The sequence below is a fragment of the Clostridium sp. genome (genome assembly GCF_051650885.1).
In the GTDB taxonomy this organism is placed as follows: domain Bacteria; phylum Bacillota; class Clostridia; order Clostridiales; family Clostridiaceae; genus Clostridium.
Map to the genome: position 1 here is coordinate 1 of NZ_JBOFRG010000106.1, position 16,869 is coordinate 16,869.

The 16,869-nt window shown below is 29.3% G+C and carries 16 protein-coding genes; 1 reads left to right on the plus strand and 15 read right to left on the minus strand.

The features are described from left to right. The 15 genes from ACRC28_RS05195 to ACRC28_RS05265 form a co-directional block, all read right to left on the minus strand. A partial coding sequence (locus ACRC28_RS05195) for a pyruvate formate lyase family protein (protein ID WP_438542388.1) occupies window positions 1–1,012 on the minus strand: 1,012 nt, incomplete at its 3' end. Between the two features lie 202 nt (window positions 1,013–1,214). Continuing rightward, complete coding sequence (gene pyrE / locus ACRC28_RS05200) at window positions 1,215–1,889, minus strand: orotate phosphoribosyltransferase (RefSeq protein ID WP_438542389.1); 675 nt, start codon at window positions 1,887–1,889, stop codon at window positions 1,215–1,217. A 28-nt stretch (window positions 1,890–1,917) separates the two neighbouring features. After that, window positions 1,918–2,814 (minus strand): dihydroorotate dehydrogenase, encoded by an 897-nt coding sequence (locus ACRC28_RS05205; RefSeq protein ID WP_438542390.1) that lies wholly within the window; start codon window positions 2,812–2,814, stop codon window positions 1,918–1,920. A gap of 15 nt (window positions 2,815–2,829) precedes the next feature. Beyond that, window positions 2,830–3,558, minus strand: a complete 729-nt coding sequence (locus ACRC28_RS05210) for a dihydroorotate dehydrogenase electron transfer subunit (protein ID WP_438542391.1) — start codon at window positions 3,556–3,558, stop codon at window positions 2,830–2,832. Continuing rightward, window positions 3,558–4,436, minus strand: a complete 879-nt coding sequence (gene pyrF / locus ACRC28_RS05215; RefSeq protein WP_438542392.1) for an orotidine-5'-phosphate decarboxylase — start codon at window positions 4,434–4,436, stop codon at window positions 3,558–3,560. The genes ACRC28_RS05210 and pyrF overlap by 1 nt, the downstream gene beginning before the upstream one ends. A gap of 2 nt (window positions 4,437–4,438) precedes the next feature. Further along, window positions 4,439–5,641 carry a dihydroorotase gene (locus tag ACRC28_RS05220; RefSeq protein ID WP_438542393.1) on the minus strand — a complete coding sequence of 401 codons (1,203 nt, stop codon included), beginning with the start codon at window positions 5,639–5,641 and terminating at the stop codon, window positions 4,439–4,441. Between the two features lie 14 nt (window positions 5,642–5,655). Continuing rightward, the gene (locus ACRC28_RS05225) at window positions 5,656–6,078 is read right to left on the minus strand and encodes an aspartate carbamoyltransferase regulatory subunit (protein WP_438542394.1); all 423 of its coding nucleotides are present in this window, start codon (window positions 6,076–6,078) and stop codon (window positions 5,656–5,658) included. Beyond that, window positions 6,078–7,001: an aspartate carbamoyltransferase gene (gene pyrB / locus ACRC28_RS05230; RefSeq protein ID WP_438542395.1), complete on the minus strand. Its 924-nt coding sequence runs from the start codon at window positions 6,999–7,001 to the stop codon at window positions 6,078–6,080. Before pyrB ends, ACRC28_RS05225 begins: the two co-directional genes overlap by 1 nt. Before the next feature lie 209 nt (window positions 7,002–7,210). Further along, window positions 7,211–8,188, minus strand: a complete 978-nt coding sequence (locus ACRC28_RS05235) for a TDT family transporter (protein WP_438542396.1) — start codon at window positions 8,186–8,188, stop codon at window positions 7,211–7,213. Window positions 8,189–8,355: 167 nt separating this feature from the next. Then, window positions 8,356–9,132 (minus strand): serine hydrolase, encoded by a 777-nt coding sequence (locus tag ACRC28_RS05240; protein ID WP_438542397.1) that lies wholly within the window; start codon window positions 9,130–9,132, stop codon window positions 8,356–8,358. Window positions 9,133–9,277: 145 nt separating this feature from the next. Then, window positions 9,278–10,378, minus strand: a complete 1,101-nt coding sequence (locus tag ACRC28_RS05245) for a 6-phosphofructokinase (RefSeq protein WP_438542398.1) — start codon at window positions 10,376–10,378, stop codon at window positions 9,278–9,280. 219 nt (window positions 10,379–10,597) lie between these two features. Further along, complete coding sequence (locus ACRC28_RS05250; RefSeq protein WP_438542399.1) at window positions 10,598–11,458, minus strand: undecaprenyl-diphosphate phosphatase; 861 nt, start codon at window positions 11,456–11,458, stop codon at window positions 10,598–10,600. A 102-nt stretch (window positions 11,459–11,560) separates the two neighbouring features. Next, on the minus strand, window positions 11,561–12,697 hold the full coding sequence (locus ACRC28_RS05255; protein WP_438542400.1) for a hypothetical protein: 1,137 nt from the start codon (window positions 12,695–12,697) through the stop codon (window positions 11,561–11,563). 76 nt (window positions 12,698–12,773) lie between these two features. Beyond that, window positions 12,774–13,712, minus strand: coding sequence for a mannose-6-phosphate isomerase, class I (manA, locus tag ACRC28_RS05260; RefSeq protein ID WP_438542401.1), 939 nt, complete (start codon window positions 13,710–13,712; stop codon window positions 12,774–12,776). A gap of 43 nt (window positions 13,713–13,755) precedes the next feature. Next, window positions 13,756–15,456, minus strand: a complete 1,701-nt coding sequence (locus tag ACRC28_RS05265; protein ID WP_438542402.1) for a tetratricopeptide repeat protein — start codon at window positions 15,454–15,456, stop codon at window positions 13,756–13,758. Between the two features lie 186 nt (window positions 15,457–15,642). Here ACRC28_RS05265 and ACRC28_RS05270 point away from each other — a divergent pair. After that, on the plus strand, window positions 15,643–16,869 hold a 1,227-nt coding region (locus ACRC28_RS05270; RefSeq protein WP_438542403.1), incomplete at its 3' end, for a MurT ligase domain-containing protein.

Consider the following 16,869-nt stretch of genomic DNA (forward strand, 5'->3'; position numbering starts at 1 on the left):
TAACTAAAGACTTACCGTTTATACCCATACCACCAATTGACTCAGTTACCCAAGTTGGATCTCCTGCAAATAAATCATTGTATTCTGGAGTTCTTAAGTGTCTTACAAGTCTTAATTTGATTATTAATTGATCAATTAATTCTTGTGCTTCACCTTCAGTTAATATTCCAGCTTGTATATCTCTTTCTATGAATATATCTAAGAAAGTACTTGTTCTACCAAATGACATTGCAGCTCCATTATTTTCTTTAACTGCTGCTAAATACCCAAGGTAAACCGCTTGTACAGCCTCACTTGCTGTTGTAGCTGGTGCTGATAAATCAACTCCGTAAGTTAATGCCATTTCTTTTATTGCAGCTAATGCTCTAATTTGCTCATTAACTTCTTCTCTTGATCTGATTAATTCATCTAGCATATCACCAGTTAAATTATCTAAATCTCTTTTCTTTTCTTCTATTAAGAAATCTACTCCATAAAGAGCAATTCTTCTATAGTCTCCTATAATTCTTCCTCTACCATAAGCATCTGGAAGTCCTGTTAAAAGTCCTGCGCTTCTTGCTGCTCTAGTTTCTTTACTATATGCATCAAAAACACCTTGGTTGTGAGTTTTTCTGTAAGCACTGAAATATTTGTCTATTTCAGAATCTAACTCATATCCATACTCTTTTAATGAAGTATGAACCATTCTCATTCCACCAAATGGATTTACTATTCTTTTTAAAGGAGCATCAGTTTGTAAACCTACTACTACCTCATTATCTTTATCAATATATCCTGCTTCATAGCTATTAATTCCTGATACTTTATCAGTAGCTACATCAATTATCCCTTTTTTAATTTCTTCAACTATTAATGCACTTGACTTGTCCCATACCTTTGAAGTTTTCTCTGATATTGGTGCTAAGAAACTTGAATCCCCTTTGTACTCAGTGTAGTTCTTTTGAATAAAGTTTCTTACGTCAATTTTTTCTTGCCAATTTCCTGATTTAAAACCATCCCATTGTTTAAACATTTAATTGTCGCCTCCCATAATTTTTACTAATTTATATCCATGAGTCTATTATATATGATAAATTTTTAACAGTCAATAATAATTTTCCATTAATTCCAATTATCTCTAATAACTTTCCCTCACTATTTAATTTTAAAACAAAAAGAACAAATTGTAAATTTGTTTTTACAATTTGTTCTTTTTTTTATTCTATTAATTTCTTCTATTTTGCACCATATAACTTATAATAGTCATCAATTCTTCCTAATATCTCTTTATCAAGTACTTTTTTACCTTCTACTTCTTTATTCGATAAATATTCTATAACTTCTTTCATAGTTACTATAGCACATGTTTTAAATCCAAACTTTTCTTTTACTTCCTCTAAGGCAGATTTTTCTCCCTGACCTCTTTCCATTCTATCAACAGAAATTATTAATCCTTTTACATCCACATTTCCTTGCTCTTTTAATATTGGCATAGTTTCATATATTGATGTTCCTGCTGTTGTTACATCTTCTACTATTAGAATTCTATCATTATCTTTTATTTTCCCACCAAGAAGAATTCCTTTATCTCCATGGTCTTTTACTTCTTTTCTATTTGAACAGTAATCTACATCAATATCATACATATCAGAAAGTGCAATACTTGTTGTTACTGTTAATGGAATTCCTTTATATGCTGGTCCAAACAATATATCGTAATCTTCGCCAAAATTCTCTTTTATTGCAGTTGCATAAAACTCTCCAAGTCTTTTAAGTTGACTTCCTTTTTTGTAGTTTCCTGTATTAACAAAAAACGGTGTTTTTCTTCCACTTTTTGTTGTAAAGTCTCCAAAGGTTAATACGTCACACTCAATCATAAAATCTATAAACTCTTTTTTATAATTTTTCATCTTAAAAACTCCTCTTTTTTGTTATTTTTTAAACAATCCCTATTATTTCATTTATATCTTTAATTCCTTCTTTTACAAGGAATTTTTCCATACCTTCTATTATCTCTTTTCCTGCTAATGGATTTATGAAATTTACAGTTCCTATTTGAATTCCTGTAGCTCCTGCCATCATAAATTCAATTGCATCTTCCCATGTTTCTATTCCACCAAGCCCTACTACTGGAATATTAACTGCCTTAGATACTTCATGCACCATTCTAAGTGCTACTGGTTTTATTGCACCCCCTGAAAGCCCTGCATATACATTGTTGAATACTGGCTTTCTTTTATTTATGTCTATTGCTAGCCCTTTTAATGTATTTATAAGCGATATTGAATCTGCCCCTGCCTTTTCACATTGAACCGCCATATCTACAATATCTTCTGCATTTGGTGAAAGCTTAACCATAAGTGGTTTATCTGTAATTTTTTTAATTTTACTAACCACATCATAAGCTACATCACCTTTTATTCCAAATGCCATCCCCCCAGACTTTACATTTGGACATGAAATGTTTAGTTCTATCATATCTATAGCTGTTCCTTTAAGCTTTTCTACAGCTATTTCATAATCCTCTACACATCCCCCACCAACATTTGCAATAATATTAGTGTTTAATTTTTTCATTTTTTCTAATTCATATTTTATAAAATGATCAATTCCTGGATTTTGAAGACCAACTGAGTTCATCATTCCACCTTTAGTTTCATAAACTCTTATTCCATCATTTCCTTCTTTAGGATTAAGTGTAAGTCCTTTTGATGAAATCCCTCCTAATATAGAGACATCATAAAAGTTGTTGTATTCTTCGCCAAATCCAAATGTTCCTGATGCACCTATTACTGGATTTTTAAAATCTATTCCATTTATATTTACTTTTAACATAGACTTTTTCCCCTCCTAAAATTCTACTAATGCACCATCAAATACTGGCCCATCCTTGCATGTTCTTTTATTTCCTTCTTTAGTCTTACATGTACACACTAAACATGCACCAACTCCACATGCCATATGCTTTTCCATAGATACAAAAACTTTTGTATCTACTTCTTTACACATTTCTACAACTCTTTTCATCATTATTTCTGGACCACAACATAAAACCACATCATAATTTTCCGGTTTAAAAATTTCTGTTACAAACCCTTTATGTCCATGCTTTCCTGTATTAGTAGAAACTTTAAGTTCATTTACATACTTCTTTAAATCTTCTGTTAAATAAACCTCATCCCTAAACCCAGCATAAAAGTTTACTTCTTTATCTAATTCTTTTAGTTCTTTAGCCACTTGTAGCATAGGTGCAACTCCTATCCCACCTCCAACTAAAGCTACTTTTTTTTCATTAAAATCTAAGCTAAATCCATTTCCTAAAGGTCCTGTTAATGTTATTTCTTCACCTTTTTTCATTTTTGAAAAATCCTTTGTTCCTTCTCCAACTACTGCATAAAGAAATACTAATTCCTCCCCTTCTTTTTCACAAATACTTATAGGTCTTTGAAGATATGCTTTTTCACTTTTTAACATATAAAACTGTCCTGGCTTTATGCTTTCCTCTTCTTTTACTACCATTTTATATATTGAAGGACTTATTTCTTCATTACTTAATATCTCTGTTTTTTTAAACTTCATTATAAATCCCCCTTAGCTATTACAGCCTCTTTAATTTCATCTCGCATTCTTATTGCTTCTTCTCTAGCTGCATTTGCGAATTCTTTTTCATCTAATCCTTTGTTCTTATATGCTAATAAAATTCCTCTTGATGAATTTACTACTCCACCATTTCCTTTATTTAAGTACATTGCTACATCTTCAGCTTTTCCCCCTTGTGCTCCATACCCTGGTATTAGGAAGAACATATTATTTAATGTTTGTCTTATTTTTGCTCCCTCTTCAACATGTGTGCACCCTATAACTCCACCTATTGGTGTGTATCCACATTCTCCTTGAAGCTTTGTTCCCATTTCTGTTAATTTTTCACCAACTATATCATAAACATTTTTTCCGCTTCCATCTTTTATATATTCAATATCTTTAGCTCCACTATTTGATGTTCTTACTAAGCTAAATACACCTTTTTTTCCACTTTCTAAATATGGCATATATGGCTCTATACTATCCATTCCCATATATGGGCTTAATGTTATAAAGTCCGCCTCAAAATCTCCTTCAAAGTGAGCTTTTGCATACATTTTAGCTGTTGCTGCTATGTCCCCTCTTTTAATGTCTGCAATTATTATTAAGTCTTTTTTTCTTAAATATTCTAATGTTTCTTTATATGCTTCTAAGCCTTCTAATCCTAAAGCTTCATAGTAAGCAATTTGAACTTTAAAACAACTTGCTACATCTTCTGTTTTATCTATTATTTCCTTATTATAAGCTATAATTGCCTCTTTATTAGTTTTACCCGTCTTTAAAAATTCTGGTATATAACTTAAGTCTGTATCAAGTCCTACACAAACTATTCCTCTCTCTTCTACTCTCTTGTATAACTTATCTATAATTCTCATAATTAAATATCCCCTTTATATAAAATTTTACCTTCTTTTATTGTCATTTTTACTTCACCATAGAATTTCATTCCTTCAAATGGTGTGTTTTTTCCTTTTGAACAAAACTTATTTCTATCAACTATTATTTCTTTATCTAAATCTAAAACTACTAGGTCTCCATCCATTCCAATACTTAAAGTTCCCTTGTTCATCCCTAAAAGCTTAGCTGGATTTCTTGACATAAGCTCTGATAATTTATTTATTCCTATTACCCCATCACGTACAAGCTTTGTATAACATATTGGAAATGCTGTTTCTATTCCAACCATACCTGGTGCACCTTTTTTCTTATCTTCCTCTGTATGAGGTGCATGGTCTGTCCCTATGCAATATACATCTCCATGTTTTATTGCTTTTAGCAAAAAGTCAACATCCTCTTTTTCTCTAATTGGTGGATTTACTCTATAATCATTTATATCCTTAGTTAAAGCTATATGATGTGGTGTTACTTCACAAGTAACTCTTGTTCCATCACATTTCCCATCAATTATATACTTCATAGCTTCCTTTGTACTTACATGACACATATGAAGTTTGGCTCCTGTAACTTTAGCTAATGTTATATCTCTCCATGTCATCATATTTTCTGCAAGTCTCATATCTGTACTTGAAAATTCTCTTGATTCAGCATGCGACATAACTACCCAATTATTTTCCTTTGCTACATTCATCCCATCTAACATAACTTTAGAATCCGCAACTCCCACTCCGTCATCTGAAATTGCTTTTATTCTTTCATCATTTTTAAATTTTTCTAAATGTCCTATTGTCTTCCCATCAAAATTTTCTGTTATTGTTATACATTGATGAACATCTATAAGATTTAAATCCTTTGCCTTTTTATCTACATAATCTAAAACTTCTTTTGTTGAGCATATAGGCTTTGTGTTCCCCATTAAGCAAACTCCTGTATAACCACCTCTTAGTGCTGCTTTAGCTCCACTTTCTAAATCTTCTTTATATGTGAATCCTGGATCTCTAAAATGTGCATGGGTATCTATAAAGCTTGGCATTACTACAGATCCTTGAACATCTATAGTTTCTACCCCATCTTTTTTTAAATCTCTTCCAATTTCACTTATCTTTCCGTTTTCTATATATAAATCTCCAATAAAGTTTTGTGTTGTATCTATTAGATTTGCATTTTTTATTAATATATTCATCTTCTCTACCTCCACTATAATCTTGTTATATGGTCACAATACTCACATCTATATGATGCCTTATTTTTATCTACTAATATAAAGCTTTGTGGTACATATACCTCATCTTTAGTTATACAATTTATATTTGTACACTCTATCTCATTTATAACTCTTTCTTTTAGTGTTGGTTTAATTTTATTTATTAATTCTTCATTTTCTATTTCATTTATCGTTATATTTGGTGAAATCATTGCAATCAAGCTATAATCTATCTTTTCAGTTAGCTCCATCTTTATAATATCTTTTTTCCCCATTATCCTGCTATCTACATTCATAATTAACGCTACATTTATATTTTTCTTTTCAAGTTCTAGTTTATTAAATATCTTAATTCCACACCCTGCATTTATGTGATCTATTACTATTCCATTTTTTATACTCGTTATCTTTAACATTATTCTACCCCCACTAGCTTACATATAAGAGCCATTCTTGCATACATCCCAAACTCTGCTTGTTTAAAATATGCTGCTCTCTTATCATTATCAACTTCCATCTTAATTTCATTCACTCTTGGAAGTGGGTGCATAACTATCATATCTTTTTTTGCCATATTCATTTTTTCTACATCTAATATATAGCTATCTTTTAGCCTTAAATATTCTTCTTCATTGAAAAATCTTTCTTTTTGAATTCTTGTCATATATAAAATATCTAAATCCTCTATTACAGCTTCTAATCTTTCAACTTCTCTAATCTTTATACCTTTTTGATTTAAGATTTCATCTTTTATATAGTCTGGTAAGGTTAGTTCTTTTGGCGATATTAAAATAAATTCATTTCCTTCATATCTTGACATAGCTTTTATCAAGGAATGAACTGTTCTTCCAAACTTTAAATCTCCACATAATCCGATTTTTTTATTTTTCAAATCACCTTTTAAAGTTTTTATTGTTAAAAGGTCTGTTAATGTTTGTGTTGGATGCTGATGACCACCATCCCCTGCATTTATAACTGGAACTTTTGAATAAAGACTTGCAACTCTTACTGATCCTTCTTTTGGATGTCTCATTGCAATTATATCTGAATAAATTGATACCATTTTTATCGTATCAGCTAAGGTTTCCCCTTTAGATGCTGAGCTTGAATTTGGTTCTGAAAATCCTAATACATTTCCTCCAAGTCTCATCATTGCTGATTCAAAACTAAATCTTGTTCTTGTACTAGGTTCATAGAATAGTGTAGCTAAAATTTTGCCATCACATACTTTTGAATACTTCTCTTTATTTTCTATTATTTTTTCTGCTAAATCAAAAATTTGATCAAGCTCCTCTACTTTGAAATCCATAGGATCTACTAAGTGTCTATCTTTTAACATATTTATCACTCCTTTTCAACATCTCTGTGTTAAATTAAAAGGTATTTTTATAAAAAAAAGCCTTCCCTAAAGCTTAAGGAAGGCATAATAATCCCATTTAAAATTCTAACTGACTTCCTTATAAGCCTCACAGTGCTTAATTAAAGGTTATTTTATTAAGTGAATTGTATCATCTACATAAAACTTTGTCAATATTTACATTTTTAAATTTAATCTTCTATTTCTACTTTTATTTTTCTGCTAAAGCTATGAATAATAGCTTTTATTAAAAGAATAATAAAGTTTATTATTACATAAAAAATAACAACTGTTGCTATAATTATTTCAAATACACCTACGCCTCTAAATACTAAAGCTGCATTTGAATATCCTAAAAAGTCTAAATAAGTTGCTATTTTTAAAATTGCTAAGGTACTAATTGCAAGTGGGAAGGTAAATCCCGCTTGAATAGGTGCAAATCCTTTTTTTATAGCTTTAGGAATTTTTAAATAAACATATATTAAGTTAAATATTGATGTTACGAATAAAATTACTAAAAGGATTGTATTTGGTGTATTTGTTAAAGAGAAATATCCTGCAATACAAAGACTTGCTGGTGCTGCTAAAACTCCCACTGAAGGCATTGCTGCATCCATAATTTTTTCCTTTTTAAATAATCTATATATCATAATTGGCCAAACTACTATGTATAAAACTAATCCTACAATAAATAAACCTTTTGATATGTATGGGAATCCCATTGCCCCACCTGATACCGTTCCAACAACCATACCAACTAATACAACAAACCAACTTGGAACCATATCTTCTATCTTAAACTTTCTTGCTCTAAATCCAAAAAATATTAAGAATATGCTTATATGTAATATAACTCCTACAAGCCATAAAGCTCTTCCCATAAACTTATCATATTGAACAATATACCCTGCTATTAAAAATAATGCCATATTAAATGTTGGATAAAAACTTCCAAGTACAGGATTTTTTAACTCCTCTACTATTCTCTTTGGATAAAATATTACTTTTAATACCATGAAATACAATCCAATGATTGCAAATGTAATTGCTATAGGTTCTACAAATCCAAAGCCAAATGCACCAAAACATTTTGTTAGTGTTATAAATGCTAAGGATGTTCCACACATAGCTATTGGATAATTTTCTAATCTTCTAAATAAACTTTTCATATTTTTCTGTTGCTTTATTTAGCAACCTCTCCTTTGCTTATTTTCCATTCTCATTTTAAACTATTATCCCCTTTTTTTAAAGATGCCTTGAAAAAAAGTTTCTTAATTTTTTGCACATACAAAAAGAGAGTTGCTATCAACTCTCTAAAATTTTTCATTGTAAATTATTAATTCCAATTGTTCATTATACTATCCCAGGCCATTTTCCCACATTTAGCTAATGTAACAGTTCCGTACACACTATTTGGAATATCCTGAGATAAAACTGTAAATACAAAATTCCCTTTTGATAACTGTATTAAAGCCGTATCATTTTCAACACCTTTTTTATCTCCAGTTTTACTTGAAATTTCATATTTTAAATCATCTGGAATATATAAAGCTAGTTTATTTCTTATTTGCTGTCTTCTTAATATATCAATAAGCATTGTGCTATTTTTCTTATCTAAAAAGCTTGCATTATATAAACTTTTCCATATGATTCCTAAATCTTTTGCCGATGTATAATTTTCAGTTTCTACCGTTGCTCTTTCATCAGCTGTCTTTCTATTTAAAACGGTACTTTGTAAGCCCATTTCTTTTATATCTGAATTTATTTTTTCAATCCCTATTATGTCTATAATTTTATTAGCTGCAGTGTTATCACTTTGAATAAGCATTGCCACTAATAATTCAAATATTGTATAATCTCTTTCATTAAATTCATGAATAATTCCTGTTCCATATACCTTATCTGATACTTCTATTTTCACTTTATCTAAAAAAGTTACATTTCCTCGTTCTACTTCTTTAATAAGTGAAACTGCTATAGGTAATTTCATACATCCTGCACTTACCATTTTAACGTTTTCATTGTATCCATAAGTAAATCCACTTGTTAAGTCTTCAAAATAAAATGAATATGCACCAATTCTTGATTCTAAATACTTCTTTATTTCTTTCATAATACCCTCCAGCTCTAAAAATTCTCTACCATATTTTTATTATAACATATTTTAAGAAAATTTTGAACTATTTAAAAAATTTGTTATATAAAGGCAAGATTATTCACTTGCCTTTTAATTATATTATATGCTTTATATTATGAAATTAGTCACCAAAAGAAATTCCTATTGCTTTTGCTGTTTTTACAAGCTCACAGTCTGCTTCAACATTTTTAGTTTTTTGACCTATAACATTTTCTAAACTATCATGTGATAATTTATCACCTTTTAAACATACCATATTGCCAAATAAATTTTGTTCTATTAATTCTATTGCTCCAACACCATATCTTGTTGAAAGAATTCTATCAAACGTAGATGTGTTTCCACCTCTTTGTGTGTGTCCTAATACTGTGCATCTAACTTCATTTTCTTTTATTATTTTTTCTAAGTCATCTGCAAGTTTATTTCCTATTCCACCTAATCTTATTGGATCTGGACTATCTTCAACAATTTTAGAAACTACAACTTCTCCATCCTTTGGCTTAGCCCCTTCTGCAACAGTTATTATTGTAAATGGCTTACCATTTTCTTTTCTTTCATTTACCTTATCTACTATTTTGTTGATATCATATGGTATTTCAGGAAGTAATATTACATCTGATGAACCTGCAATTCCTGATTCTAGTGCTATCCAACCTGCGCCTCTTCCCATCACTTCACAAATCATTATTCTATGATGAGATTCTGCAGTTGTATGTAGCCTATCTAATGCCTCTGTTGCTACATCTATTGCTGTATTAAATCCAAAAGTAACATCTGTTGATGCTAAATCGTTGTCAATAGTTTTAGGAACTCCTATAACTTTTATTCCTTTTCTTGAGAAATCTCTTGCTGATGTAAGTGTACCATCTCCACCTATTACTATTAAAACATCAACGCCCTCTTTTTTTAGATTTTCTACTGCTACATCTGAAACATCTCTTTTTACTTTTACTCCATTTTCTTCTACTTGATAATCAAATAAATTATCTTTATTAGAGCTATAAAGAATAGTTCCACCTCTATGAAGTATTCCTGATACATTTTCTAAAGTAAGCTTCATATAATCGTTATTATATAATCCTCTATACCCAAATTTGTATCCGATTACTTCTAGCCCATGATTTAAAATAGCCGACCTTGTTACAGCTCTTATAACTGCATTTAATCCAGGACAGTCTCCCCCTCCTGTTAATAGTGCTATTTTTTTTACGCCGTTATTCATCCTATAAATCCCCCTTTATACCATCGCTTTTTTTTAATATTCTGACAATTTGCGATAAAAAAAATTCCACCTTTGTCAAAACATAGTTTTTGGTAATTTTAGAAAAATATTGTATATATTCCTTTTTTATAATACCATATTTATCCTTTTTATAAAAGTTTTTTTTATTTGTAAAAAAATAAATCTAACTTGAATTCCTTCAAGTTAGATTCTTTTATTTTAAAGTGCTGGCAATACTATTATATTAGTAAATACTAATATAGCTAATATAACTCCAACTACAACTCTATATATTGCAAATACTTTCATTGGTTTTTTCTTTAAGTATGCAACAAACTTATTCATTACTACAAGTGCTACTATAAACGCAACTACAAACCCTACTCCAAGTGCTATCCATTTTGATGTATCCATAATTGAAAAATCAAATTTTAATAAATCTAAACCTGATGAACCAATCATAGCTGGAATTGCTAAAAAGAATGAAAACTCTGCCGCAACTGGAGTTGAAATTTTTGCAATCCATCCTCCCATAATTGTTGATGCACTTCTTGACATTCCAGGCCACATTGCAAAGCATTGCGCTATTCCAACAACTAATGCTTGTTTTGGTGTAATATCATCTATATCTTCTGCTGCTGGCTTTTTATGTCTATATGCATTTTCAATTACAAGAAGTAATATACCTCCAACTATAAACCCAATAATTACAGATTGAGGTTTAAACAATCCTTTTATTGCATCATGTAATGCAAATCCAACAAATGCAGCCGGTATTGAACCTATAATTACATTTATTCCAAATCTAAAGCCTGTCTTACCTTCTCTTCCTCTTGTAAAAATGTATTTAAAAAATTCGACTATACTACTACTTATCTTTTTCCAATATAATACTACTACTGCAAGTATTGCTCCAAGCTGTATTACAACAGTAAACATATTAGCAAATTCGCCTCTAAAGCCAATAAGCTCTCCAACTAAAATCATATGCCCTGTTGATGAAACTGGTACAAACTCTGTCATTCCTTCAACTACACCTATAATTATAGCTTGAAGTATTAAAATTAAATCTACCCCCACTAATTTTCCCCACTTTCTTTTTTTCTTTTAACTATTAAATTATAATTCTTTAACTTTTTATTGTCTATATTAATTTTCCTTAAATTTTTATATGTTTATAATTCATATCTCCCTTTTTATAGAAATCACCGAATCTATACTTTTCCCATCTACTGATATTTCTATTTTATTTACTTCTTTTTTAATTATAATTTCTTCATAAAAATCTTTTACTTCTTTAAATTCTTCACCATTAATTCTATACTTATAATTCTTAAGAACCTTTCCATTTTTAAAAGCCGCTAGAATCATTTTGTTTTCTTCAATCTCTTTTTCTTCTTTTGGTAAATTTTCATCTTCTTTATCCAATTCTTTTTTCATTAAGATTATATAAGCCTTCTTATCTTCTCTTTTTATTCCTGCAAAAGGACTTTTCTCATATAGTACTCTATTTTCTGTAAATATAGTTGGTCTTATATATTTACCTTCTGATAAGATATCAATATCTTTTTTTCCCTTTATATAGGTAATATAGGAATTACTTTTTGCATTTTTTATAGTATTATCTATTGCTATAGTATAAGATGATAAGTATTTTTTTACATATTTTTTATAATCCTTGCTTTTTTCTTCTCCATAAAACTGACTTTCTTCAAAATCTTTATCTAAGAGTTCTATCCCACTTAAAATTTCTCCATTTTTCTTTAAGTATCCTCTCTTATTAAAGTCAATCATCACCCACTTATTAAACTCTGGACTCCAATATTCTATAACATAATATTCTGCATCTTTTTCAAATTGTGGATTCTCTTTTTTAAAAATCCCTACTCTAGCTTCAAATCCTAATCCTAAAATTAAATCTCTACCTATTATTGCTATATCTTTATCTGAAAATTTCTTTTTCTCTTTTTCACTATTGCTTAAAATATCATAGCCATTAAAATACTTTGTTTCTTCAACATCATCTTTTTTTCCTATCATATTTAATATTTCAGTAGCCTTTACTATCTTTTTTATTTCTTCAGGCTCTTCTTCGCAAATTTCTTTTACCTTATATATTTCTTCTAACTTTATAATTTTTTCATCTATTTTTGCTCTATCTCTTATTTCTTCATAAAACATTTCTATAGATTCACCATTATAAATGTTCTCAAACTCTTCTATTCTGATTCCCTTTTCCCTCTCATAGCTTTCCATATAAACAAAAGCTAAAACAAAAACCATAGCTACTAAAGTAACCTTTCGTATTTTCCTCCTCATTTTCCAATTCTCCTACCTCTTATTAGATTAATTTCTATTAAAATAGGCTGTTTTATTAAAACAGCCTAAAAATACTTTATTCACAAGGAACATAACTTTTTAGTAATGTCATATTTCCTTTTATTTTATATTCTCCTAAATAAGCTGGTATAAGAATACTATCACCCATTTTAACTTTTAACTCTTCACCATTACCTATAAACTCACCATTTCCCTCTACACATGTAAATAGGAAAAACTTGTCCTTATCACTATTTTCTATTACTTCATTTTTTATTTCATATTTTTCTATATTGAAAAATTCACTTTGGCATAAAATAGTTTTGTCCCATCCATCCATTTGGATTTTTTGTCCCTCTAAATTCTCACTTTTAAGACTAAAGTCAATTACATCTAATGCTTTTTCAACATGAATTTCTCTTCCTCTATTATAATCATATACTCTATAAGTTGTATCACTACTTTGTTGTATTTCTGCTATAGTAACACCTTCACATATAGCATGCACTAGACCACTTTGAACGTAATACATATCGCCTTTTTTAACAGGTACTTTATTTAAATATTTGTCTAAGTCTCCCTCTTCAATTGCTTTTCTAAATTCATCTTTAGTGCAGTCTTTAGTTCCTACTATAAGGCTTGCACCCTCTTTAGCATCAACAACATACCATGCTTCTGTTTTTCCTAAATCATTTTCAGCCTCTTTTGCATATTCATCATCTGGATGAACTTGTACTGAAAGCTTATCATTAGAATTTATTAATTTTATTAGTAATGGAAATTCCTCAGTGCTTATTTTATCTCCAACTAACTTATGTCCATATTTTTGTATTATTTCTTTAAAGTTTAGTCCTTTTAACTCACCATTTTTAACTACTCCAGTTCCATTTTTATGGCAAGCTATATCCCAGCTCTCTCCAATTACACCTTCTGTAACATTTTCTCTAAACTTTTCAAAATCTCTTCCTCCCCATATTCTTTCATAATATAGGTTTTCAAATATTATTGGATACATACTATCTACTTCCTCTCTATCATTTGATTTATTTAAATATCTCTTAATTCAACAGTTCTAAGTTTTCTAACGTCCAATTCTGATTGTCTGTTTCTACAACTTCATCATGAACTTTTTCAATAAGAGATAAATTTAACATTACAGTTTCTTTTACCTTTGTATTTGTACTCCATTTTAAAAGCTCATTTGCAGATTTTATATTACTATAAGCTCTAGATATATTTTTTTCATAGCTTGTATAGTATACTGCTGCATTATTTAACGCTTTTATATTTTCTTTATCTACTTCATAAGCTTTTCTTATATTTTTTATTCCCTCTTCATTCTCACCATTCTTTAAATAAGTAACACCAAGATAATTATATATTTCTCCATTATCTGGATCTATTAATAATGCACTCTTTAAAGTTTCAGAAGGGATGCTTTTATCCCTTCCCTTTTCTTCAAGCATAGCTTTTTCTATATAATTTTTATAATCATACCTCTCTATTTTAACTATAGTTGAAATATAATTGTAGGCTATATCAAACTTTTCTAAATCATTATAATATTTAGCACCTTTTTTTAGAATTTCTACACTATATGGATTTCTAATTAATCCCTCTCTTATATATGCTCCTTCATCTACCTTAGCTTCTCTATCTAAAGAAATTATTTCTGGGAATAACACACCATATACTCGCCCATATTTTTCATTTAGTTCTATCGTTTTATTAGCATAATGTGTTGCACTCTCAACATCACCTTCTTGTATAAAATACTCAGCTAAAATATAGTTCCCTCCAAATGTGTCGTCATAGCTCTCCTTAACCTCTTCAATTATAGCTTCCATTCTCTTTTTGTCTTCTTCTTTTTTGCTAACTTGAAACTCTAAATATAGCTTACATAAACTCTCTTCTCTGGAACTATTTATTTTTTCTATTCCTTTATTATAGTCTCTATCACTCATAATTTCTATTTGAGATAAAAGCATCTTATTTACACTATCTTTTTCTTCTTTTAATTGCGATTTTAACTCTTTGTCTTCACTATATTCCCTCAAAGTTTGCAGTACATTTATGTTTGAATTGTCTAACTTATACGCTTGTCTTAGCTTAGATAAACCCTTTTCATATTCTCCTGCACTTAAATATATTTCTCCAATCTCACTTAAGTCGTAACTATTTTCATATACAAATTTAATTTCATCTAAAGTTTGTATTGCTCTATCTCTTTGTCCATTAGCTATATATGCCGTTGCTAACGCCTTTTGTAATTTATAGTTTCCTCTATATTCTCCTAATAGAAACTCTCCATATTCTATAGCTTTTGGCAGTTCATTATTTAAAAGATACGTTGTTACTATATCATTTGAAAGGTTTTCAACATCTTCCTTATATTTCTCATACCCATGCGTATCTATAGCTACTCTACTTTGAATATATGCCTGTTCTGCTAATGAGTTAGATGCTAGTGTATCTCCTTGCACTGACCTTATTATTCCCTCTTTCATTATTGAATGTGGAAAAATTTCCTCTTCCTTTTTTGCAATAGCTTCTATTGCTTTATCATAAGCACCTTCGTAATATTCTCTTTCGTCTTCATTTAACACTAATTCTGTATTTTTAACTTCCTCAGTAAAATAAACCTTACATATAACTGAAGTTACTGTTGCAAATATACATACTGAAAAAACTGTTAACCAACTTTCAAAATTAGGTTTCTTTTCTGTAGTTTCTTTATACCATTTAATAAATCCTCTCATAAAAACCCCCACTTATTCATATATATTTAATTTTAGCAAAAATTTGTTAACTTTTCTACACACAATATTTTTTATCTCCTATTTTTAATTGAAATATATAGCTTTAAGTTGTAATATATATTTAGATTTTAAAAATCTTTCTTTTATTAAACACTTTTAATGGTAATACTTATTAAAGTAAGGACGGTGAATATTATTAATATAAAATCTATTATAAGTATAATTTCTAGTAAAATAGTATTATTCTTATCTAAAAACTTTTTAAAAGGTGGTAGTACCTTCCCAGGAAGAGTTGCTTTAAAGCTTGACAGTAAAATTTTAAAAACTGTAGCTAAAGATTATAAAGTTATTCTTATTACAGGAACAAATGGTAAAACTACTACTACAAGTATGCTTTATAACATACTTAAAGAATCTGGATGTAGAGTTATAACAAATAATACTGGAGCAAATCTTTACCCTGGTATAGTAGCTTGTTTTATTGATAACTTTAAATTTGGTAAATCTAATAAAAGGGCTTTTGCTGTAATTGAAGTTGATGAAGCTAATGTTAAGTTTATAACTGAGCATATTAAACCTGAACTTCTTACTATAACAAACCTTTTTAGAGATCAGCTAGACAGATATGGTGAAGTATATACTACCCTTTCTAAAATAATGGAAGGTTTAGTTAAAACTCCATCTACAAAGCTTATATTAAATGGTGATGAATCACTACTTGGTAACTTAGAATTACCTAATGAAACAAACTTCTATGGCTTCTCTGTTCCTATTAAAGAAGGAACTAAGCTTGAAGTAAATGCTGATGCGAAATTCTGTAAATTCTGTAAAGCACCATATGAATATAACTACATAACTTATAATCATCTTGGTGACTTCTTTTGCCCAAGTTGCGGTTACAAACGTAGTGAACTTACTTATGCTGTTAAAGAAATTATTGATTTAGAGCCTAATAGTTCAGAAGTTTTAATTAATGATGATGTAGTAAAAATTAGTCAAGCAGGTGCTTATAATATTTATAATGGACTTTGTGCTTATGCTATGGCTAAAGAACTTTCTATGCCAACTGAAGCTATATTAAAATCTCTTAGCAAACAAGATTCTAGCTTTGGTAGACAAGAAGTTATAAACATAGAGGATAAACAAGCTAAAATAATTCTTGTAAAAAATCCAGCAGGTTATAATCAAGCAATTGATACTCTTTGCTTAAATAAAGAGCCTTTCTCATGTCTTTTCATGTTAAATGATAATTATGCTGATGGTAGAGACGTTTCATGGATTTGGGATGTTGATTTTGAAAAATTACATGAACTTCCTATAAATGATGTATTTATTTCTGGAATGAGAATGTATGATATGGCTGTAAGACTTAAAACAGCTGGTTTAGACGAAACTCACTTTAAAATTGAAGCC

Coding starts and splice junctions, on each gene's coding strand:
- pyrE (WP_438542389.1), bottom strand. CDS start 1,889: ATGAAAAATTATAAAAAAGAGTTTATAGATTTTATGATTGAGTGTGAC.
- ACRC28_RS05205 (WP_438542390.1), bottom strand. CDS start 2,814: ATGTTAAAAGTAAATATAAATGGAATAGATTTTAAAAATCCAGTAATA.
- ACRC28_RS05210 (WP_438542391.1), bottom strand. CDS start 3,558: ATGAAGTTTAAAAAAACAGAGATATTAAGTAATGAAGAAATAAGTCCT.
- pyrF (WP_438542392.1), bottom strand. CDS start 4,436: ATGAGAATTATAGATAAGTTATACAAGAGAGTAGAAGAGAGAGGAATA.
- ACRC28_RS05220 (WP_438542393.1), bottom strand. CDS start 5,641: ATGAATATATTAATAAAAAATGCAAATCTAATAGATACAACACAAAAC.
- ACRC28_RS05225 (WP_438542394.1), bottom strand. CDS start 6,078: ATGTTAAAGATAACGAGTATAAAAAATGGAATAGTAATAGATCACATA.
- pyrB (WP_438542395.1), bottom strand. CDS start 7,001: ATGTTAAAAGATAGACACTTAGTAGATCCTATGGATTTCAAAGTAGAG.
- ACRC28_RS05235 (WP_438542396.1), bottom strand. CDS start 8,188: ATGAAAAGTTTATTTAGAAGATTAGAAAATTATCCAATAGCTATGTGT.
- ACRC28_RS05240 (WP_438542397.1), bottom strand. CDS start 9,132: ATGAAAGAAATAAAGAAGTATTTAGAATCAAGAATTGGTGCATATTCA.
- ACRC28_RS05245 (WP_438542398.1), bottom strand. CDS start 10,378: ATGAATAACGGCGTAAAAAAAATAGCACTATTAACAGGAGGGGGAGAC.
- ACRC28_RS05255 (WP_438542400.1), bottom strand. CDS start 12,697: ATGAGGAGGAAAATACGAAAGGTTACTTTAGTAGCTATGGTTTTTGTT.
- manA (WP_438542401.1), bottom strand. CDS start 13,712: ATGTATCCAATAATATTTGAAAACCTATATTATGAAAGAATATGGGGA.
- ACRC28_RS05265 (WP_438542402.1), bottom strand. CDS start 15,456: ATGAGAGGATTTATTAAATGGTATAAAGAAACTACAGAAAAGAAACCT.